At 55.1% G+C, this 21,585-nt stretch carries 17 protein-coding genes and 6 pseudogenes; 20 read left to right on the plus strand and 3 right to left on the minus strand.

Translation table 11 applies throughout. The features are described from left to right. Positions 1–71 precede the first annotated feature (71 nt). The 18 genes and pseudogenes from urtA to JCM2850_RS07140 all read left to right on the plus strand — a co-directional run bounded on the left by urtA (position 72) and on the right by JCM2850_RS07140 (position 17,045). On the plus strand, positions 72–1,313 hold the full coding sequence (gene urtA / locus JCM2850_RS07060) for an urea ABC transporter substrate-binding protein (RefSeq protein ID WP_025870770.1): 1,242 nt from the start codon (positions 72–74) through the stop codon (positions 1,311–1,313). 145 nt (positions 1,314–1,458) lie between these two features. Beyond that, positions 1,459–2,375 (plus strand): annotated as a pseudogene (gene urtB / locus JCM2850_RS17785) (urea ABC transporter permease subunit UrtB). Positions 2,376–2,386: 11 nt separating this feature from the next. Next, positions 2,387–3,571, plus strand: coding sequence for an urea ABC transporter permease subunit UrtC (gene urtC, locus JCM2850_RS07070; RefSeq protein WP_025870771.1), 1,185 nt, complete (start codon positions 2,387–2,389; stop codon positions 3,569–3,571). Then, on the plus strand, positions 3,568–4,311 hold the full coding sequence (gene urtD, locus JCM2850_RS07075) for an urea ABC transporter ATP-binding protein UrtD (RefSeq protein WP_025870772.1): 744 nt from the start codon (positions 3,568–3,570) through the stop codon (positions 4,309–4,311). The genes urtC and urtD overlap by 4 nt, the downstream gene beginning before the upstream one ends. Before the next feature lie 85 nt (positions 4,312–4,396). After that, positions 4,397–5,085, plus strand: a pseudogene (gene urtE, locus JCM2850_RS17790) (urea ABC transporter ATP-binding subunit UrtE). A gap of 535 nt (positions 5,086–5,620) precedes the next feature. Continuing rightward, entirely contained in the window at positions 5,621–6,496 is an 876-nt protein-coding gene (locus JCM2850_RS07085) for an urease accessory protein UreD (RefSeq protein ID WP_025870773.1), read from the plus strand. Between the two features lie 43 nt (positions 6,497–6,539). Beyond that, positions 6,540–6,842 carry an urease subunit gamma gene (gene ureA / locus JCM2850_RS07090; RefSeq protein ID WP_025870774.1) on the plus strand — a complete coding sequence of 101 codons (303 nt, stop codon included), beginning with the start codon at positions 6,540–6,542 and terminating at the stop codon, positions 6,840–6,842. Between the two features lie 196 nt (positions 6,843–7,038). After that, the gene (locus JCM2850_RS07095; RefSeq protein ID WP_025870775.1) at positions 7,039–7,344 is read left to right on the plus strand and encodes an urease subunit beta; all 306 of its coding nucleotides are present in this window, start codon (positions 7,039–7,041) and stop codon (positions 7,342–7,344) included. Then, positions 7,341–9,042, plus strand: a pseudogene (ureC, locus tag JCM2850_RS17795) (urease subunit alpha). The gene JCM2850_RS07095 and the pseudogene ureC overlap by 4 nt, the downstream one beginning before the upstream one ends. Before the next feature lie 263 nt (positions 9,043–9,305). Further along, positions 9,306–9,800, plus strand: coding sequence for an urease accessory protein UreE (ureE, locus tag JCM2850_RS07105; protein WP_025870776.1), 495 nt, complete (start codon positions 9,306–9,308; stop codon positions 9,798–9,800). Positions 9,801–9,834: 34 nt separating this feature from the next. After that, a pseudogene (locus JCM2850_RS17800) lies at positions 9,835–10,280 on the plus strand (urease accessory protein UreF); the annotation flags it as partial. A gap of 6 nt (positions 10,281–10,286) precedes the next feature. After that, complete coding sequence (locus tag JCM2850_RS23895) at positions 10,287–10,472, plus strand: urease accessory protein UreF (RefSeq protein ID WP_369384855.1); 186 nt, start codon at positions 10,287–10,289, stop codon at positions 10,470–10,472. 79 nt (positions 10,473–10,551) lie between these two features. After that, positions 10,552–11,161 (plus strand): annotated as a pseudogene (ureG, locus tag JCM2850_RS17805) (urease accessory protein UreG). A 68-nt stretch (positions 11,162–11,229) separates the two neighbouring features. Then, a complete protein-coding gene (locus tag JCM2850_RS07120; RefSeq protein ID WP_025870778.1) occupies positions 11,230–11,796 on the plus strand; it encodes a HupE/UreJ family protein in 567 nt (188 codons plus the stop codon). Between the two features lie 239 nt (positions 11,797–12,035). Next, positions 12,036–15,443: pseudogene (locus tag JCM2850_RS17810) on the plus strand (hybrid sensor histidine kinase/response regulator). Further along, positions 15,430–16,389, plus strand: a complete 960-nt coding sequence (locus JCM2850_RS07130) for a response regulator (RefSeq protein WP_234406143.1) — start codon at positions 15,430–15,432, stop codon at positions 16,387–16,389. The pseudogene JCM2850_RS17810 and the gene JCM2850_RS07130 overlap by 14 nt, the downstream one beginning before the upstream one ends. Before the next feature lie 90 nt (positions 16,390–16,479). Then, complete coding sequence (locus JCM2850_RS17815) at positions 16,480–16,737, plus strand: YlcI/YnfO family protein (RefSeq protein ID WP_036265697.1); 258 nt, start codon at positions 16,480–16,482, stop codon at positions 16,735–16,737. Between the two features lie 8 nt (positions 16,738–16,745). Beyond that, the gene (locus JCM2850_RS07140) at positions 16,746–17,045 is read left to right on the plus strand and encodes a type II toxin-antitoxin system RelE/ParE family toxin (RefSeq protein WP_025870782.1); all 300 of its coding nucleotides are present in this window, start codon (positions 16,746–16,748) and stop codon (positions 17,043–17,045) included. Between the two features lie 149 nt (positions 17,046–17,194). Here the strand turns inward: JCM2850_RS07140 and JCM2850_RS17820 are convergent, their stop codons facing one another. From JCM2850_RS17820 to JCM2850_RS22590, 3 genes are read right to left on the minus strand one after another with little or no spacing between them, the layout of a single operon-like run. Beyond that, on the minus strand, positions 17,195–18,928 hold the full coding sequence (locus tag JCM2850_RS17820; protein WP_234406144.1) for a chemotaxis protein CheW: 1,734 nt from the start codon (positions 18,926–18,928) through the stop codon (positions 17,195–17,197). Further along, entirely contained in the window at positions 18,871–19,308 is a 438-nt protein-coding gene (locus tag JCM2850_RS22585) for a hypothetical protein (protein WP_234406145.1), read from the minus strand. Before JCM2850_RS22585 ends, JCM2850_RS17820 begins: the two co-directional genes overlap by 58 nt. Further along, entirely contained in the window at positions 19,284–19,916 is a 633-nt protein-coding gene (locus JCM2850_RS22590) for a hypothetical protein (protein WP_234406146.1), read from the minus strand. The genes JCM2850_RS22585 and JCM2850_RS22590 overlap by 25 nt, the downstream gene beginning before the upstream one ends. A gap of 230 nt (positions 19,917–20,146) precedes the next feature. Between JCM2850_RS22590 and JCM2850_RS23375 the strand changes: the two genes are divergently transcribed. Together JCM2850_RS23375 and JCM2850_RS17825 are read left to right on the plus strand one after the other, a co-directional pair. Next, positions 20,147–20,857, plus strand: a complete 711-nt coding sequence (locus tag JCM2850_RS23375) for an ammonium transporter (protein ID WP_267879248.1) — start codon at positions 20,147–20,149, stop codon at positions 20,855–20,857. After that, on the plus strand, positions 20,751–21,584 hold the full coding sequence (locus tag JCM2850_RS17825) for an ammonium transporter (RefSeq protein WP_267879249.1): 834 nt from the start codon (positions 20,751–20,753) through the stop codon (positions 21,582–21,584). The genes JCM2850_RS23375 and JCM2850_RS17825 overlap by 107 nt, the downstream gene beginning before the upstream one ends. Position 21,585: the final 1 nt, after the last annotated feature.

Here is a 21,585-nt window from a genome sequence, read left to right on the forward strand (position 1 = left end):
GCATCCCAGGATTGGCTAGGAAACCGTTTCAAATTTTTATCTTTTGCAGTGATTTTTTCAGGAGAAATCTGATGAGTAACAAGACTAGACGCCAGTTCATTACCAAGACCGGTGCCCTCATGGGTGCCATGCTGGCAGCAGGTATTATTTCTGGTAGCGCCTTTGCTGCTGACACTTCAACTGCCAAGGTCAACACTACTGGCCTGGCTGTGACAGACAAAGTGGTTAAGGTCGGTATTCTGCACTCATCCACAGGCACCATGGCCATCAGTGAAACTGGCTCTATCCAGGCTGAAAAGCTGGCGATTGCGCAGATCAATGCCATGGGTGGTGTGCTGGGTCGCAAGATTGAAATCATTCAAGAAGACGGCGCCAGTGACTGGCCGACTTTCGCTGAAAAATCCAAGAAGCTGCTGGAAAAAGACAAGGTAGCCACCGTATTCGGCTGCTGGACTTCTGCTTCCCGTAAGGCGGTGCTGCCAGTGTTTGAGAAGGACAATGGCCTGCTGTTCTACCCAACTTTCTATGAAGGTCTGGAGCAATCCAAGAACGTGTTCTACACAGGTCAAGAAGCTACCCAACAGATTCTTGCTGGTCTGGACTGGATTGCCAAGGAAAAGAAGGCCAAGACTTTCTACCTGATTGGCTCTGACTACATCTGGCCACGTACATCCATGAAGATCGCTCGTAAGCACATTGAGCAGCATCTGGGTGGCAAGGTGGTGGGTGAAGAGTACATCGCCCTGGGTGATACCCAGTTCGGTTCTGTGATCAACAAGATCAAGCTGAAGAAGCCTGATGTGATTTACGCCGCTGTGGTGGGTGGTAGTAACGTGGCCTGGTTCAAGCAGTTGAACGCCGCTGGCCTCAACTCCAAGAAGCAAAACATGCTGACCATCTCCGTGACTGAGGACGAAGTTCTGGGCATTGGTGGTGAGAACCTGGAAGGCTTCTACTCTGCAATGAAGTACTTCCAAAGCCTGAAGAACGCCAACAACGAGAAGTTCGTTGCTGAGTTCAAGAAGATGTGCCCCAAGTCTGTGATTGGCGATGTGACTCAAGCTGCTTACCTTGGCCCATGGCTGTGGAAGGCTGCGGTTGAGCGTGCTGGTAGCTTCGATGTAGATAAGGCTGCTGCTGCACTGCCAGGCTACGAGTTGAAGGAAGCACCAGAAGGCTACGTCAAGGTTGATCCTAACCACCACTTGGAAAGCAAGCTGCGCGTTGGTAAGTGGCGTGCTGATGGTCAGGCTGAAGTGGTTTACGAGTCTGAGCTGATCAAACCAGATCCGTTCCCAAAAGGTTATCAATAAGAGCGTTACAAATCAGCGCGTTAGCATAAGCGCTTGATGTGAGATGCAAGCGCCACGACAGCCCCACTTGGGGTTGTTGTGGTGTGCAGCAGCGTAGTTGCAACAACAGCATTCAAATCTGTAAGTAAAAGGCTGGAGGCCGATTATGTTTGATTATTCAATGGCAGAGATAGGCAATATCGTTGTCATGCAGGCTTTCTCGGGGTTAAGCCTGTTCAGTGTTCTTCTGCTGATGGCTCTTGGCCTCGCGATCATCTTTGGGCAGATGGGCGTGATCAATATGGCCCATGGTGAGTTCATGGCGATTGGTGCCTACACCACGGTGTTTCTTTCCAAGGTGGCCGAAACTTACGGCATTGTTAATTACTATTTCCTGTTCGCGATTGTCGCGGCCTTTATTATCGCCTTCATCATAGGCTACCTGGTCGAGTTTGCGCTGATACGGCACTTGTACAAGCGGCCACTCGATACACTGCTGGCCACCTGGGGGTTAAGCCTGGTGATGCAGCAGATCTTCCGTTCCACCTTTGGCGCCAAGGAAGTCAGCGCCGTGTTGCCAGAATGGCTCATGGGTTCCTTCCAGCTACACCGGATATCGATATCCCGGTCAACGGCGTCTTCGTGCTGGTGCTGGCCGCTGTGGTCACGCTGGGTGTGTTCATCTTTATGTTCCGCTCACGCTGGGGTCTGCGTGTGCGTGCCACGGTGCAAAACCGCGTAATGGCGGGTGCAGTGGGCATTAATACCAAGAAAGTGGATAGGGTGACCTTCGCGCTGGGCTGCGGTATTGCCGGTGTGGCAGGTGCTGCCTTCACCACCATTGCCTCCACTGGCCCCACCACAGGTTCGCTGTATATCGTCGATAGCTTTATGGTGGTCGTGTTCGGTGGTGCAGCCAGCATCCTCGGTACTATCGCCTCCGCCTTCGGCATTGCTCAGGCGCAATCCATCCTGCAGTTCTTCATGACCAGCTCCATGGGCAAGGTCGCGACCCTGATGGTGATTGTAGGCATCTTGATGATGCGTCCTGAAGGCCTGTTTGCATCCAAAGTACGTAAGTAAGGGGAACCACAATGAGCGATACACTCAACAAAATACTAGGCGGGAAACAAGGCGCAATCGGCCTTGCCATCCTGGCCGCCTTTATCCTGGTGGTGCTGCCACTAGGGCTGGATCCCTTCCGTCTGGGCCTGATAGGCAAATATCTCACCTACGCCTTCGTCGCAGTCAGCCTGGTGCTGCTGTGGGGTAATGGCGGCATCCTGAGTCTGGGGCAGGGCATCTTCTTCGGTCTGGGGGGCTACGCCATGGCCATGTTCCTCAAGCTCGAAGCTTCAGACCCGGTCAGTACCGCAATTCAGTCCACACCTGGTATTCCTGACTTTATGGACTGGAACCAGCTCACGGCCTTGCCATGGTTCTGGGAGCCGTTCAAGAGCTTGCCGTTGACCATCATCGCCATCCTCGTGATTCCGTCGCTGTTTGCCTTCATCATCGGTTACGCCATGTTCAAGCGTAGAGTGGGTGGGGTGTACTTTGCGATCATCACCCAGGCAATTGCGCTGATTCTTTCCATCCTCATCATCGGTCAACAAGGTTACACAGGTGGCGTCAACGGCATCACTGACTTGAAGACTGTGCTGGGCTGGGATATCCGCACCGAGAACGCCAAGTATGTGCTGTACTACCTCAATGCGGCGCTGCTGATAGGCTGCATCTTGCTGTCGCGCTATGTGCTCTCCAGCAAGTTCGGCATGCTGCTGCTGGCGATGCGCGACAAGGAAGAGCGCGTGCGCTTCTCCGGTTATGACGTCTCCAACTTCAAGATCTTCATCTTCTGCCTGGCAGCCATGATCTCGGCCATAGGTGGTGCGATGTTCACCTTGCAGGTCGGCTTTATGTCGCCATCCTTCATCGGCATCGTGCCTTCGATTGAAATGGTGATCTTTGCTGCAGTGGGTGGCCGCATGTCCCTGATAGGCGCGGTGTATGGCACCTTGCTGGTTAACTTCGGCAAGACCATGTTCTCCGAAACCTACCCAGAACTGTGGTTGTTCCTCATGGGTGGCCTGTTTATCGCCGTAGTGATGTTCTTCCCCAACGGTTTGGCTGGTCTCTACGAGAAATATGCCCAACGCGTGCCTTTCCTGCGCAAATTGGCTGCAGAAACACCGAAAGAAAAGCAGGCAGACGCTGTGCCAGTCACACCAGTGACCGCCACGCCAGTTGATACCAAGGAAGCAGGGGTGCAAGCATGAGTAATACCGATTTCGTACTGGCTATCGAAGACCTGACCGTTTCCTTTGACGGATTCAAGGCAGTCGACAAGCTCAATATGTACATAGACAAAAACGAGCTACGTGTGGTGATAGGCCCCAATGGCGCGGGCAAGACGACGGTGCTGGACCTGATCTGCGGCAAGACCAAATCCACCGCAGGCTCCATCAAGTTCAAAAACCGTGAATTGACCAAGCTTTCCGAGCACGAAATTGTGCGTGCCGGGGTGGGGCGCAAGTTCCAGACCCCTTCCATCTACGAGAACCTCAGCGTTTACCAAAACCTGGAAGTCTCCTACCCCAAGGGCAGGGGCGTGTTTGGCAGCTTGTTCTTCAAGCGCAACGATGCGGTGGTGGCACAGGTGCACAAAATTGCACGTGAAATCATGCTGCAAGATTTTCTCGGCATGGAAGCCGCCTTGCTCAGTCACGGCCAGAAGCAATGGTTGGAGATAGGCATGCTGCTGATGCAAGACCCTGAGCTCTTGATGCTGGATGAGCCAGTGGCGGGCATGAGCGCAAAGGAGCGCGATCAGACCGCAGAACTGCTCAACCGCATTTGCCAGAACCGCTCGGTGATTGTGATTGAACACGACATGGAATTCGTCAAGAAAATCGCACACAAGGTCACCGTGCTGCACCAGGGCAAGATATTGGCCGAAGGCGCGATGGACAAAGTGCAAGCCAATGAAAAAGTGATTGAGGTCTATCTGGGGCATTAAGCACAGGCGTGGCTAGTCCACGCCCAGCATGGCGCGGCGGCAAGCCGCCGCGCACCCAGACCATATTGCGATTAAAGGAAACAACATGATTGAAATTGAAGACCTGACAGTCAGCTACGGCCAAAGTGAAGTCATCCACGCATCAGCTTCAGCGCCGCCAAAAACGAAACATTAGCCATCATGGGCCGTAACGGCATGGGTAAAACCACCTTGTTCAAATCCCTGATGGGCATCTTGCCCAGCAAGAGCAAAAAAGCCCTGGTCGATGGCCAGGACATTGCTGGCCGTGAAACCTACCAGCGCGTGAATTCCGGCCTGGCCTATGTGCCACAAGGCCGTATGATCTTCCCCACCATGACGGTGCAAGAGAATATAGAGACTGGCCTGGAAAAATCGGCGTCGAACAAGATTCCCGAAGATATCTATGCCTTGTTCCCCGTGCTGTATGACATGCGCGGCCGCAAGGGTGGCAACCTCTCTGGAGGTCAACAGCAACAGCTGGCCATCGCCCGCGCGCTGGTCACCAACCCCAAGGTGCTGCTGCTGGATGAGCCTACCGAAGGTATCCAGCCTTCCATTATCAAGGACATTGCCAAGGTGCTGAATGAAATCCGCAAAATGCGCGAAATCACCATCATTGTTTCCGAGCAGGTGCTGAGCTTCACCATGGAAATTGCGGATCGCATTATCGTTATCGATAAGGGCAACTTCATCCATGAAAATAAGCGTAGCGAAGTAGACGCCGCGAAGATTAAGGGCTATTTGTCGGTCTAATAAACAAACAACAAAGCCTGCTGGCGGCGTTGCTGCTCCTCGCCATACGGGGGGGCTGTTAACCTGAAATTGGTGGCTGCGCCAGTATCATTTTTCGTGTGGGGCAAGAAATGAGGAGAGAAGTTTGGTTATTCCAAATGAACGACGAATGACGCAGCAACATGCGAAAAATGATGCTGGCCCTACGGGTTGCAGCATCTAATGGCGCCATGCGGCGTTGCGGGACTCGGCAATGGAATACCATTACCAGCGTTCCGCGTCTTGCCTTACACCATTAGGTGCTGCAACGCAGTCCGCCAATTTCAGGTTAACAGCCCCCATGTATTGTCTTCGTCGCAGCGCCTTGCCAGCACCGTTTCACTGGCTTTCTTGTTTGTTTTCGGCGGGATGGCTTTAACAGCAAAAATAAAAAAAAAGATGCTGGGTAGCGATATCTGCAATGGCGCGACTTTCTTTTCACAATGTTTTATCGGATATCCCAGGCAACAACAGCATTCCAGTATGATGCGGCCTCTTTTGTGGCAGGATAGGGCCCATGGACGATAGAACTATCCCCAGTAATATTGCGGCTGTGGCGCAGGGCTGGTCAGACAAGCATTGGCGTGCATCGCTGGTGCTGGAGTTTGGAGCACGGCAGTCTAGAACCACCTTGCTGCGGCGGCAGCATCAGGGGCCGCTGGTGGTGCAGAAAATGCTTTACCCGGAAGGCGATGCGGTGTGCCATGGCATTATCGTGCACCCACCGGGCGGGGTGGCGGGGGGTGATCAGTTAAGTATCACGGCCAGTCTCGCCACTGGTACGCATGTGCTGTTAACTACTCCCGGTGCGGGCAAGTGGTATAAGGCTAATCAACTGCAAGCCAGCCAGGCGCTCAACTTTACCCTGGAGCAGGGCGCTTGCCTGGAGTGGTTGCCGCAGGAAAACATACTGTTTGACGGCAGTCAGGTGCGATTTGCTGCTGAGGTTAATCTGGCTGCGGATGCGGTGTTCTGTGGCTGGGAAATTCTTTGCCTGGGGCGTCAGGCGCGCGGTGAAAGCTGGACTGCAGGCAGTGCGCAGCAGGCGCTGGAAATCAGACGTGAAGGCCGCTTGCTGTGGAATGAGCGCATACACTTGCAGCCAGAGAGCCGGGTGATGCAATCCATGGCGGGGCTGCGTGGTTTGCCTATCAGTGGCAGTCTGGTACTGGCCGCCGGGGCGGTGCCAGCCGAAGTGCTGCAAGCCTGCCGTGCGGTAGAAGCCGAAGCGGGTGCCCATGTCGGTGTCAGCGCCTTGCCCGATATCTTCACTGCACGTTATATTGGCCGCTCCTCAGAAGCCGCAAAGCATTATTTCGAGCGCCTGTGGCAATTACTCAGACCCTGGTATGCGGGTCGTGCTGCCAGCAGGCCGCGTATCTGGAACACCTGATGCGATAGCCCAATCTCCTCAGCATCAAGCATGGAAAACACATATGGAACTCAGTCCTAGAGAAAAAGACAAGCTGCTGATCTTTACAGCAGCGTTATTGGCCGAAAGACGCAAGGCGCGTGGCCTCAAGCTCAATTACCCGGAATCCATCGCCTTTATTTCAGCGGCGATTATGGAGGGCGCACGTGATGGCAGGACAGTGGCTGATCTGATGGGGTATGGCGCCACGCTGCTTTCGCGCGATGATGTGATGGAGGGGGTGGCGGAGATGATACCGGAGATACAGATTGAAGCTACGTTCCCCGATGGAACAAAGCTGGTCACCGTCCACCAACCAATCCCTTAGGCATGGCGCTGTAAACGCGGATGGCGGCGTTACACCTCCTCGCCGTACAAAATGTACTGTCTTCGTCGGTGTGCCTTGCCCTCCACGTTTACAGCACCATGCTGAGTGTTGGAGCCAAGTGACGGATGCAAGAATCACTCATGTGGAAACACCGAATTCATAAAAGTAATGGCCAAGTCTTACTGGAGCAAAACAGATGATCCCAGGTGAAATGAACATAGAAGCAGGCGAAATCGAGCTTAACGTTGGGCGAGAGACGGTGACGCTGCAGGTGGCGAATAGTGGCGATAGGCCTATACAGGTGGGCTCGCACTATCATTTTTTTGAGACCAATGATGCGCTGGTGTTTGAGCGGCAGCAGGCTTATGGCTTCCGTCTGGATATTGCGGCGGGTACGGCGGTGCGCTTTGAGCCGGGGCAGACGCGGACGGTGCAACTGGTGGCCTTGGCGGGTGCGCGCAAGGTGTATGGATTCACGGGCAAGGTGATGGGGGCATTGTGAGCGTCAAAATAGATAAGCGGGCTTATGCCGAAATGTTTGGCCCTACGGTGGGCGACCGCGTGCGGTTGGCGGATACCGAGTTGTGGCTTGAGGTCGAGCAGGATTACACCCTCTATGGCGAGGAGGTGAAGTTCGGCGGTGGCAAGGTGATACGCGATGGCATGGGCCAAGGCCAGGGGCTTTCCCATGAAGTAGTGGATACCGTCATCACCAATGCGCTGATTGTCGATCACTGGGGCATAGTCAAAGCTGACATAGGCATCAAGGGTGGGCGCATCGCCGCCATAGGCAAGGCGGGTAATCCCGATATCCAACCTGGGGTGAGCATCGCCATAGGTGCGGGCACCGAGGTGATTGCGGGTGAGGGCATGATAGTCACTGCGGGGGGCATAGATACGCATATTCACTTTATCTGCCCACAGCAGATAGAAGAAGCGCTGATGTCTGGCGTCACCACCATGATAGGTGGCGGTACTGGGCCAGCCACGGGGACGTTTGCTACCACTTGTACGCCTGGCCCCTGGCATATACACCGCATGTTGCAGGCGGCGGATGCTTTCCCCATGAATCTGGGTTTTCTTGGCAAGGGTAATGCCAGCCTGCCTGGGCCTTTGCGCGAGCAGGTAGAGGCGGGTGTGGTCGGTCTCAAGTTGCATGAAGACTGGGGTACTACGCCAGCGGCAATTGATGCCTGCCTCAGCGTGGCGGAGGAGATGGATGTGCAGGTGGCGATACACTCCGATACGCTCAATGAATCTGGCTTTGTTGAAACCACGCTGGGCGCGTTCAAGGGCCGTACCATACACACTTTCCACACCGAGGGTGCGGGCGGCGGTCACGCGCCTGACATTATCAAGGCGGCGGGCCACCCCAATGTGTTGCCGTCTTCCACCAACCCGACGCGGCCTTACACCATCAACACCATAGACGAGCATCTGGATATGCTCATGGTCTGCCACCATCTGGACCCGGCCATTGCCGAGGATGTGGCGTTTGCCGAGAGCCGTATTCGTCGTGAAACTATCGCGGCGGAAGATATCCTGCATGATCTCGGCGCTTTTGCCATGATGTCTTCAGATTCACAGGCCATGGGCCGCGTGGGTGAGGTGATCATCCGCACCTGGCAAACCGCGCACAAGATGAAGGTGCAGCGCGGGCCACTGGCTGAGGATAGCGCGCGCAATGATAATTTCCGTATCAAGCGCTATATCGCCAAATACACCATCAACCGGCCTTGTCGCATGGCATCAGTCATGTGGTGGGCTCTATCGAAGTCGGCAAGCTGGCTGATCTGGTGCTGTGGCGTCCGGCATTCTTTGGCGTCAAGCCTTCTACCATACTCAAGGGCGGCATGATCGCCGCGGCGGTGATGGGCGACCCCAATGCCTCCATCCCCACGCCACAGCCTGTGCATTACCGCCCCATGTTTGGCTCATATGGCGGTGGCCTCAAGACCTCGCTGACTTTTGTTTCGCAAGCGGCCTTGAGCAATCCAGCAGTGGCGGCGCTGGGCTTGCAGAAACCGCTGGAGGCGGTGAAAGCCACGCGCAGCGTGAAGAAATCTGACATGGTGCATAACGCTGGATGCCGGAGATTGATGTGGATCCGGAGACGTATGAAGTTAGGGCCGATGGCATGGTACTAAGCTGCGAACCGGCAGAAGTACTACCCATGGCCCAACGCTACTTCCTATTCTGATACGCGATGCACAATGCTCTCCTGGCGTTGTTGCCCTGCCTTGCCGTACTCAATATGTACTGTCTGCGGCAGGGCGCCTAGCCAGGACCGCTACGCTGAGCATTGTGCATCGCGCGGCTGAATGTGGGATGCTGCGGTAAAGCGTCTTGCCAGGAACGCTTAGCTGCACGCTCAAGTGAGGGCGTGGGGGAGTGAGAGGCCGCTGTATAAAGCCCGATGCTTAGATTATTTATCGTTCAATTGAATAAAAAACCGGAAACCGCATGTTAGGAATCAGCAAGAAAATTGAAAGCGCCAGCCAGGTGGATGACCAGCTGGTGCTGCCCTTTGACCGCAGGCAAAAGAGTCGGCTGCGCGTGGAGTTGGCGTCGGGGACTGAGGCAGCGCTGTTGCTGGAGCGTGGCACTATCCTGCGTGGTGGTGATTTGCTGGAGGCTGAAGATGGTCGCGTGATCCAGGTGGTGGCGGCTGATCAGCCAGTGCTGCTGGTGACGGCGGATACGCCGCGTAATTTGATGCGCGCGGCTTATCACTTGGGTAATCGCCACGTGCCTTTGCAGGTGGGTGATGGGTGGTTAAGGTTGGAGCAAGATCATGTGCTGCAGGATATGTTGCTGGGCTTGGGCATGACGGTGACGGGTGAGCTGGCACCGTTTGAGCCTGAGGCGGGGGCTTATGGTGGTGGTCACCGTCATGGTCATGATGACGATGATGCACCGTCTATCCGTATGCCTGGCCGTTTGAGATCGCATGGCTGATGCCCTGATTCGCCTGCTGCAACTGGCTAGCCCCATGCTGCCAGTGGGGGCCTATAGCTATTCCCAGGGGCTGGAGTGGGCCATAGAGTCTGGCGATGTGCATGATCTGGCCAGCGCGCAAGCCTGGATAGGCGATGTGCTGGAGATTTATCAAGGGGGCTATGAGCTGCCCTTGCTGACGCGTTTTTATCAGGCCTGGCACAGCGCAGATGTTGATGCCTTGCAGCATTGGAATGCGTTTTACCTGGCCGGGCGGGATAGCGCTGAGGCCTTGCTTGAAAGTCGGCAGATGGGCTATTCGCTCAAGCGCCTGCTGCTGGATTTACAGGACGAAGTGCCGCAGGCCGTTCAGCAGACGCTGGCGCAGATAGAAACCCCGGCATTCCCTTTGCTTTATGCAGGAGTGAGTCTGGCCTGGGGTATAGAGGCAGGGGCTGCCTTGCAGGCTTATGTCTGGTCTTGGCTGGAGAATCAGCCAGCGCGGCGATGAAAACGGTGCCGCTGGGGCAGGTGGCTGGGCAGAAGATATTGCTGCAGGTGGGCAAGGGTATTCCTGCGCTGGTGGCGCGTGCCTTGCAGATGCAGGATGAGGAGATCAGTAATTTCAATCCTGGCCTGAGTATTGCAGGGTGTAGGCACGAAACCCAATATTCTAGGTTGTTCCGTTCCTGAGGCATTTAATGCTTGGCAGGTAATCAAGAAAGCGTTAACGCTAAGAATTTTGTATGAATTTGTTGAAATGGAAAGCGCTATGAAAATCGAAGAACCCTTACGTGTAGGTATAGGTGGCCCGGTAGGCTCGGGCAAGACGGCATTGACGCTGGCTTTGTGTCAGCGCCTGCGCGAGGTGTATAACATCGCGGTGGTGACCAACGATATCTATACGCGGAAGATGCGGAGTTTCTCACGCGTAATGAGGCGCTGGCGCCTGAGCGCATCATAGGGGTGGAAACTGGCGGTTGCCCACATACCGCCATACGCGAGGATGCTTCCATGAATCTGGAGGCGGTGGCGCAGCTGAGTGAGCGTTTCAATCCGCTGGATATTGTCTTTGTTGAGAGTGGCGGCGATAACCTGGCGGCGACATTTAGCCTGAGCTTTCTGATCTCACGCTTTACGTGATTGATGTTTCTGCAGGGGAGAAGATTCCACGCAAGGGTGGCCCTGGCATCACCAAGTCTGATCTGCTGATTATCAATAAGATAGACCTGGCCCCCATGGTAGGCGCTTCGCTAGAGGTGATGGACAGGGATGCGCGCAGGATGCGTGGCGAACGTCCATTTATCTTCACCAACCTCAAGACCAATCAGGGGCTGGAAGAAATAGTGAGCTTTATTGAGAAGCAGGGCTTGATGCAATAAGAGCCTGCCTCCACTGCGGCCCGGCAATTGCTTTCCCAGATTTGTGACTACAGAACAGGATTATTTTAATGACACGCATGCTTAGATTAATGACTGCCACGGCTTTATCGCTGGCGGCCCCGCTGGCCCTGGCGCATCCCGGCCATGAAGGCTTAAGTTTTTCCAGTGGCTTTATGCACCCGCTTACCGGGCTGGATCACTTGCTGGTGATGCTGGCAGTGGGCTTGTGGGCAGGTAAATTAGGAGGTGCCGCGCGCTGGCAATTGCCGCTGACCTTTGTGCTGCTCATGGGCCTGGGCGCGGTATTGGGCATGGCAGGCTTTAGCCTGCCTGGTCTGGAGACGCTGGTGGCTGCCACCGTAATGGCGCTAGGCCTATTGCTGGCGCTGAGTTTGCGCTTGTCCACTGCCTCCAGGCTGGCCCTGGTAGGGGTGTTTGCCTTGCTGCATGGCTTGGCCCACGGCAGTGAATTGACAGGCGGTGCTGAGCTGATGGCGGGCATGTTGCTCGCGACTGCCTTGCTGCATGGCCTGGGTTTGCTGCTGGCATCAAGCAGGCTGGCTTTGCCTGTGCTGGTGCATAGGCTGTTTGGTTGCACCATGCTGGTGCTTGGTGCCTGGATTATGGCGGCCTGAGTTTGAAATCGGCTTGAGCCTGGCAGCAGGTTTAAGCCTGATATCACAGGGTTTTTTCCAGCCATGCGCACCGCCTTGTTTCGGTGCGCACTGGCTTGAAACTTGCTACCTATAACCCTTATGAAACCCAGTCGTATGCCACCCAGCCTGATGAAAAACCTTCGCCCTATGAAACATATTGTGAGTAGCGCCGCATGGCAGGGTTAGAGCACAAAGGCTTGCAATACAAGGCAGCCACACTGGGCGCAGGCGCAGAGCCAGGGCTGCCACCGCCAGAGCCTACCCAGCGCATCGTCAAGGTCAGGCGTGACTACAACACCTGGGTAGTCAACGAGACGCTGGAAGATTACGCGCTGCGTTTCACGCCGCGCTCTTTCCGCAAGTGGTCTATCTTCCGCGTCGCCAACACCGCTTTTGGCGCAATTTCCTTTCTGGTGCTAGAGCCATAGGCGGCACGCTGGCGGTCAATTACGGTTTTACCAATGCCTTCTGGGCTATCTTTGCCATTGGCCTGGTGATTTTCCTCACGGGTTTGCCCATCAGCTATTACGCGGCCAAATACGGGCTGGATATGGACTTGCTCACGCGTGGCGCGGGTTTTGGCTATATAGGCTCCACCATTTCGTCATTCGTCTACGCCTCTTTCACCTTCATTCTGTTTGCGCTGGAGGCCGCCATCATGGCCTACGCGCTGGAGCTGTATTTCCATTTGCCGCTGTACGCGGGTTATCTGGTCAGCGCGCTGGTGATAGTGCCGCTGGTAACGCATGGGGTAACGCTGATCAGCCGCATACAGATGATTACCCAGCCTATCTGGCTATTGCTGCTGGCCTTGCCTTTCATCTTCATCATTGCCAAAGACCCTGGTGTGGTGGATAGGCTGATGCTGTTTGCAGGCCGCTCTGGCTATGACGCCGATTTTAATCTGTTGATGTTTGGCTCGGCCATGGCCATAGGCATGGCGCTGATTCCGCAGATAGGCGAGCAGGTGGATTTTTTGCGCTTTATGCCGGAGAAAACCAGGCAAAACCGCTTCCGCTGGCATCTGGGGGTGTTGATGGCCGGGCCGGGTTGGATATCACTGGGCATGCTCAAAATGCTGGGCGGGGCCTTGCTGGCTTATCTGGCCATAGAGGCCAGCATGTCTTTTGAGCAGGCGGTCAACCCGGTGCAAATGTATTTTGCTGGCTTTAGCCAGGTGTTTTCCCACCCTGAAGTCATACTGGCGGTGACGGTGTTCTTTGTCGTCATTTCCCAGCTCAAGGTCAATATGACCAATGCCTATGCGGGTTCACTGGCCTGGTCCAACTTCTTTGCGCGCTTGACGCATAGCCACCCTGGCCGCGTGGTGTGGGTGATTTTCAACGCCATGATCGCCATCATGCTGATGGAGCTTGATGTGTTTCAGGCGCTGGAACAAGTGCTGGGCCTGTATTCCAATATCGCCATTTCCTGGATTACCGCCGTGGTGGCCGATCTGGTCATCAACAAGCCACTGGGGCTAAGCCCCAAGGGCATAGAGTTCCGCCGCGCGTATCTTTACGATATCAACCGGTAGGGGTGGGTGCGATGGTCATCGCCTCCATTTTGTCGGTGGCAGCTTTCTTAGGTGTATTTGGCATAGAGGGTGAGGCTTTCTCGGCCTTTATTGCGCTGGGCACGGCTTTGGTGACTTCACCATTGATCGCCTGGGCCACCCGTGGGCGTTATTACATTGCGCGTCCGGCCATTATCTACAGCCCGCCCTCGGGCATGCAGCGTTGCAGCATCTGCGAGCGTGAATATGAAGTGGATGACATGGCGCATTGCCCGGCCTATCAGGGGGCCATCTGCTCCTTGTGCTGTTCGCTGGATGCGCGCTGCAACGATGCCTGCAAGCCGCATGGGCGTATTGAAGATCAATGGCAGCGCATCATGCGCCGGGTATTGCCGGAAACCTGGGTAGAGGTGATGCAGAGCGGTCTGGGGCATTATCTGCTGCTGATGGCGGTGACCCTGGCTTTCCTTAGTGCCTTGTTTGGCTGATTTACTTCCATGAGTCCTTGACCATGACAGGTGCCAAAGAGGCCTTGCTGCCGGAATTGCGCTTAGGCTATTTGAAGATTTTTGCCGCCCTGGCCTTTGCCAGCGGCATTATCGCCTGGTGGATAGTGCTGACCTCGGAAAGCCGCCGTGTAGCGCAGGAGGAATCCAACCGCCAGACCAATCTATTGCAGCGTGAAATTGTGCTGCACAGGCAGACCGATGCCGAGTTGCAACGTGCGCGCCAGGTGGCGGAGCAGGCCAATCAGGCCAAGAGCCGCTACATCACTGGCATCAGCCATGAATTGCGTACGCCATTAAACAGTATCTTGGGTTATGCCCAGTTGCTGGACAACGACCCGGCGATTCCGGAAAACCGTCATCAGTCCATACGCGTGATACGCCGCAGCGGCGAACATTTGCTGTCGTTGATAGAAGGCACGCTGGATATCGCGCGGATTGAGGGTGGCAAGCTGACTTTTGATCTCAAGCTGGTGCGCTTCCCGGAATTTATCCAGCAATTGGTGAGCATGTTTGAGCTGCAAGCGCGTAACAAAGGCATCAGCTTTAGCTATGAACTGCGTGGCGAACTGCCCAAGGTAGTGCGCATAGATCAAAAACGCTTGAGCCAGATTCTGATCAATATTCTCGGCAATGCGGTGAAATTCACACGCCAGGGTGGGGTGAGCTTCAAGGTGCACTACGCGCGCGAGATGCTCAATATCAGCATAGAAGATACTGGCCCCGGCATAGAGCAGGCTGAAATAGAGCAGATATTTGAGCCATTTGCGCGTGGCTCGGCTGCCGCCAATAGCAGCATAGGTGGTACTGGCCTGGGGCTGACCATCAGCAAGATGCTCACCGAACTCATGGGCGGCCAGCTCAGTGTCAGCAGCACGCCAGGGCAGGGCAGCAAGTTTGGTATACGACTGTTCCTGTCACAGGTGCGCGTGGCCGAGGATATAGAAACCGCCTCCATGCCCATGCCTGTGGCTTATCAGGGGCAGCGCCGCCGTATACTGGTGGTCGATAATGAGCAGGTTGACCGCGAACTACTGCTGAACATTTTGCAGCCGCTGGGTTTTGAAATGGCTGAGGCGGCCAATGGCCAGGAGTGTCTGCAGGTTTATAACGAATTCAAGCCGGATATTATCTTGATGGACTTGGCCATGCCGGTGATGGATGGCTGGGAGGCGAGCTATATGATACGCAAGGTGCATCAGTCCGATGTGCCTATCGCCATCGTCTCTGCCAATGCCTTCGACAAAGGCCTGGAAAATACCGCAGGCATTCCGGCCAGTGATTTCATCGTCAAACCCGTTAATGTGATGGAGCTGCTGACCTGGATAGGCGAGCAACTGTCGCTGGAGTGGATTAGCGGCGTGTTACCGACAGAGGCACCTGCATTACCTGCCGCCAGCCTGACCTTGCCCGCCAAGGCCGAGCGCGATGAATTAATGGCCTTGATCAAAGTGGGTTATGTGCGTGGCATTACGCGTAAGCTGGATGAGATAGGCGAGGATGGCCAGTATGAAATCTTTGTCGCTGCGATGCGCAAGCTATCGCAGCAGTTTGAACTGGATGCAATGCAGAAAATGCTGGAAGAAGTGAATGATGGTGTCTAAAAAACCGCTAGCGCCCGAGAGCAACAAGGATACCGCCGTGGTCCTCATCGTTGATGACGTGCCGGAGAACCTGGCCGTACTGCACGATGCACTGGATGAATCTGGCTATATGGTGCTGGTGGCCAACAACGGTGAAGCCGCACTGGCGCGCGCTGAGGAGGCACGCCCGGATATTATTCTGCTGGATGCCATCATGCCTGGCATAGATGGTTTTGAGGTCTGTGCCAGACTCAAGGCCAATCTCAACACCCGCCATATTCCCGTGGTGTTCATGACAGGCCTGACCGAATCCGAGCATGTGGTGGCTGGCTTCTCGGTTGGCGGCACCGATTACGTCACCAAACCGATACGCACGGCCGAGGTGCTGGCACGCATCAGCACCCATTTGCAGGCCTCGCGCCAGATGCACCAGGCCAGAGGCGCGCTGGATGCCTTTGGTCAGGCAGCCATTGCCGTGCTACCCAGCAGCGGGCGCATTGTCTGGCAAACCCCGCTGGCACGCGGCTGGATGCAGCGCTATTTTGCCGAGAGCGAACTGCATGCCGATACCTTGACGCCTTTACCGCTGCTGAAGTGGCTGGGCAGCCTGGCCGCTGGCGGCATAGACAGCCCACCACTGACCGTGGTGCAAGGCAGTGGGCGCTTGATCTTCTCTCCGGCGGATCTCAACGCTGAAGAGCAATGGATCATCATCCTGCGGGAGGAATCCGATGCGGCGCAGATAGAGGCGCTGATGCAGACCTTTGGTCTGACCCAGCGGGAGTCTGAGGTGTTGTATTGGGCGATCAAGGGCAAGACCAATAAGGATATAGGCGATATCCTCGGCACCAGCCCACGCACGGTCAACAAGCATATGGAGCATGTGTTTGCCAAACTGGGCGTGGAAACCCGCACCGCAGCGGCAGCGCTGGCAACCAGCAAGCTGCGTACGCTGAAGGCAGGTTAGCTAAGCCCACTTCATTAGTTAATATCCTTGAGTTAAGCATGCTATTTAATTATTCTTTTGTAATGCAAATGCATTACATGGGGTTTCGTCATGAAAACAGCAACACTTCCAGCCTTGCGTGTTGAGCCTAAACTGCGCGAAGCAGCAGAAAATGTCTTATTAGAAGGTGAAACTTTATCGAGTTTTCTCGAAGAGTCATTGAGAAACAATATTGAGCGTCGCTTACATCAACAAGCTTTCATAGCACGTGGTCTGGCTTCACGTGACGAAGCCAGAGCTAAACAAGAGTACTACTCAGCGAACAGCGTAATGAATGAATTAACAGAAATACTCAATAAAGCTAAGTAGGCTAAGCCTTGAGTTATCAAATACGCTTCACAAAGGCTGCAAAAGAAGATTTAACAAGACTTTATAGCATTCTAGTTGCACAAGATGTTCAGGCGGCAGAGCATGCACTTGCTGTGATCAACAAGGCCATCGAGTTACTTGAGACCTTTCCTTTTACTTGCAGGAAATCGCAGGCTAACTCCCCATTTCTAAGAGAGTTGGTCATTAGCTTTGGTGCTGGTGGCTACGTTGCCCTTTTTGAGATTGAGGAAAACAATATCGTCACGATACTGGCAGTCCGACATCAGCGTGAAGATGATTTTCGTTGATCAATAATCCATCATTCAAATAAACAAATTCTACGATGGAGCATTGATCGCCTCTATCACTGTTTCACTGACAGGTTCTCTCTTTCACTAATAGTTTGTTTCCCAGCCTGCCAGCAGCGCCTTAACATTGCTGCTTCCTCATTCTCACTTCAAGCCGCCTGCTCCAGCATCTCGCTGCCAGGGTAAGCCGCGCTGGTTTTCACAGCCGTATTCACTGGCTGTGCATTAAGTTGCTGCGCCGCCTCGCTGATACGGGTGATCAGGTTATTAGCCGATAGCAATATCAACAGGTTTTCACCCCGCTCGGTCATGACCTTGGCGATACCTTCCGCCGGGATGTTCACCGTAGCAAACAGCGAAGACAAGGACTCTATCGCATCCGGCGCTATCGCCGGAATTTCCCCCAAGGTACTCACCAGCAAGCCAAACTTGGGCAGTTTGGGGCCAGCTTGCACGATGATCACCTGCTTATCGCGTTCCGGTATCTGTATCTCCACCCCAGTCAGTTTGGCCAGGTTGAGCACGGGCACCACATTGTCCTGATGCTTGAGCATGCCCTCCAGCACGGAGGAGGTATCGGGCAGGGACTTGATGTCGTTCACCTGTATCGCCTCTATGATCTGCGCGGCAGGCAAGCCCAGCCAATGCTGACCTATATAGAAAGTGGCGTATTCCTCGGCATCGGGGTTTTGAGCCTGGGCCTGGGCAGTGGCAGGCTTGAACTGGTTGTGTTGCAGCTGGCGCTCGGTTTCCATCATGGCGTTGATCTCGGCGGCTTTGCCTAGCGGAATAAAGATCAGCGCTGTGACATGGTTCTGGTAGCTGTCCTGCGCATCCTTGTATTCGCGATAGCCTGATGAGGCGCGTGCACCCACTGCGTAGTAGTTGCCGTTGTAAAGCACGATATCAAACGCGGCACCGCCCTTGGGTAGCTGGCATAGCTCAGGCTGCAGGGTGAATTCGCTGCCTATGCTGAACTCGCTCGAAGTGGAGGAAATCACGCGCAGTTTGTCGTCTACATAGAGCGTAAAGCTGCCTGCCACCGCTGTGCTATCGGCATTGCGCGGCAGGGCATCGGCCAGCATGGCGCTGAATTGCGGTGTGCTGTCAAAGACTATGCCTATGCCGCCTACGGTTTGCTCATCATTGCGTATGGCTGCCGCGTAGATATAGGTGGATTTGTTGCGGTAGAGCGGGCTAGGCTCAAACGCGGATACCACATACTCCTGGGTATCACGCAGGTTGAGCGCAGCGCGTGCCCAGTCCGCGGCTATGGTTTCGCCTATCAGCCCATGGTAGGCCGGGTTTGATGTGGCCACTATGCTGCCGTTGCGGTCAAACACCACTAGATTGTCATAGACGGTATACGCGCGGTTGATATAGCTCAGCACCTTGGTAATTGCCGCCTGATCCTGGCTGGTCAGCACAGGTTTGGCCAGCAGTTGCTGGAAGGTGGCGGTCAAGGCCCACCAACGGCAATCATTGGCGCGCTCGTAAAGGTTTCTATCCATGATATCCACCGCCAGCGAGGCGAAGAAGCGCGAGTTTTCCAGCATGACGCTGACCACGGTCTGGTAAAGATCAGCCACGGTTTTCTCAATCACATTCTGGGTTTTGAAGCCGGTATTGCTGATCTCCCACAGCAGCATTTTGGAGAAGCTGTTTTGCTGCGGGTTATGGCTGCTGTCGCGCTTTTGCCAAATATTGCCGTTCCATACCGATTGGTTGAGTTTGCTTTGTATGGTGGCGGCCTGTCTGGGAATGCCAAGCAGGGTGGGGGAGAACAGCAGCGGGCTGCGCATCACCTTGCCCAGCAGCTTGACGTCTATGCCAGCGATAATGCTGGCCACATTATCGTCAAACGCATGGTCCAGCGGCACCATGACATGGCCGCACCAGCCTGGGCCCATATAGCCTGATAGCCTTTGGTGGCGCGTGTCACCGCCAGATAAAGCCTGCCGGCAAAACGCGTGATGATCCAGTCTTGATCTTGCATGCCGGAGTCCGCTGTGGCGGTTTGCATTTGCGCAGTTTCTAGCTGAACCCCGAGCGGAATCTGGTAGTGATCGCTGCTGGCGATGACGCGCTTGTCGCTATCCAGCAGCAGGCCCACACACCAGTCTTCCTTGCGGATCAAATGCTCAAATATGCCTTGCATCTCGTTCTCAAAACGGAAGCACAGGCAGAGTACGCCCAGCGCAGTTTCCGCATCGTCATGATGTACCTTGCTGGCGTAGATCAGGCTGCTGGCGGCATCGGGCACCAGATGCTATGGCGGAACACTTCAATATAAGGCGCGTTGCTGTGCAGGGCTTCTTTGATCAGCGGGTCGGCTGAAGCCTGCACCGGGTTATGGTCATCCAGTTGCACCAGCACATGGCCATTGCTATCCAGCAATATCACATTGAAATACACCGAGTATTTCTTCACATATTCGGCAAAGCGTTGTTGCAGCAGCAAACAGTCTTCATCGTCCGCCAGCCCCGCCAGATGCTTGTCGAGAAAATCACTGAGCTTGTTATCCGTGGCGAGAAAGCCGATATCGGCGGTGCGCTCAAACAGATTGCGCACCACAATATCCACCGCCACCTGGGCTTTGGCACTGATGGCGGTCACGGTCTTGTTCAAGGTTTCGGCTGCCAGGCTGTCCAGCACGTCGGTAGTGACCTGGCCAAAGGCGTGGCGGGTTTCGCTCATATCGGTGCCAGTGCCGGAAAGCTGGCTCAGCAGTGAGAGATTGTCCCAGGTGCCTTGCAGTTGCTGCAAGACTTCGCGGTAACGGTTAAGGCTGCTCATATGCTTGGTCATGGCGGGGGTATCGTGACTGCGCAAGGCTGAGTTGACGGCTGTTTTGACGGGAGTGACGCTCATGCCAGGTATTCCTTACAGGGTAAATGCTAAAACGGTGTTGATGCTTAAGGGGGGATATAGTTAAACGAGCAAGGATTGTGCCTAAGCTTGGTCTTGGTCATTTGTCCATACTCCAAAAGGAGCATGAGTAAGTCTGTCTGGCATTTTTTGTGCTTTGCCTCATCTGCCAACCGTGCATATGCACACAGCCTTGTTCCACCAATACACGCTTGTTCAATAAGAAAAATCCTATGACCCGAACGCTGAATTCATCCCTTGCTGCATTGAAATCTATTCCCCTGTACTGGCTGCTAGCCTTGCTGGCACTGCCGCTGGATGTGTGGGCGGCTGAGCTGGCAGATGGCCAGATAGCGAGTGTTCAGGCGGTTGATACCGCATGGGTGGCCATCTGCGGTGCCCTGGTATTCATGATGCAAGCCGGGTTTGCCATGCTGGAAAGCGGCATGGCCAGGGCCAAGAACGCGGTTAACGTCATGATGAAAAACTATATGGATCTGGCCGTGGGCACGCTGCTGTTCTGGCTGCTGGGCTATGGCCTGATGTTTGGCAACAACCCCAGTGGCTGGTTGGGCACCGATCATTTTGCCCTTGCAGAAATGGGTGATTGGAGCGCCAGCATGCTGTTTTTCCAGGTCATGTTTGCCTCAACCGCAGCCACCATCGTCAGCGGAGCCATGGCTGAGCGTACCCGGTTTTTGCCTTATCTCTTAGGGGCTTGCGGCATCATGGCCGTGATTTACCCTGTGTTTGGTAGCTGGGCCTGGAACCCGCATGGCTGGCTCAAACAAATGGGCTTTATTGATTTTGCCGGTTCAACAGTCGTGCATTCCGTGGGTGGCTGGTGCGCACTGGGCGGGCATTATCGTGCTGGGGCCGCGCCTGGGCAGGTTTGGGCCGCGCACTCAGCCAGGCAAGCGTGGGCGAGAAAGTGCGCAGTCTGAGCAAGGGCAGGTCGTGCACCTGATACCCGGTCATAACCTGAGCCTGGTGGCCATGGGTGGCTTTCTGCTCTGGTTCGGCTGGTTTGGTTTCAATGGGGGCAGCACGCTGGCGGCAGGCACCGATATCGGGCCTATTCTGCTTAACACGCACATGGCTGGTGCAGCAGGTGCCGTGGGGGCCTTGCTCAGTTGTCTTATGCTGCGCCAGCCCGTGCTGATGACCAGCGTGGTCAATGGCAGCCTGGGCGGATTGGTCGCGGTGACGGCAGGCTGTGCCACCATGGAGGTGCCGTTTGCCATACTCACGGGCCTGATAGGCGGCGTGGTCACCATCTTTGGCAGCAAGCTGCTGGAATGGCTCAGGCTGGATGATGTGGTAGGTGCGGTTGCCGTGCATGGCTTCAGCGGTGTCTGGGGCACGTTGGCTGCTGGCTTGTTCCTCAAGGGGCATCTGTTTGATCCCGCCCAGTTGCTGGTGCAACTGATAGGCGTGGGCGTGGCGTTTGTCTGGGTTTTCCTCAGCGCCTTATTGATGTATGCGCTGTTGGCGCGCACGGTGGGGCTGCGGGTCAGCCCCCTGCACGAGCAACGCGGCCTGGATATCACCGAGCATGGCGAAGTGGGCTACCCCGAATTCAACCGTGATGCCGCTTATCAGAGCGAGCATATTGCCCAGCTAAAACCCATAGCCGAGGCCAAATCTACAGACAAGCTCAAGCGGCTCTAGC

This window comes from Methylobacillus glycogenes JCM 2850, assembly GCF_000617925.1.
In the GTDB taxonomy this organism is placed as follows: Bacteria; Pseudomonadota; Gammaproteobacteria; order Burkholderiales; family Methylophilaceae; genus Methylobacillus; species Methylobacillus glycogenes.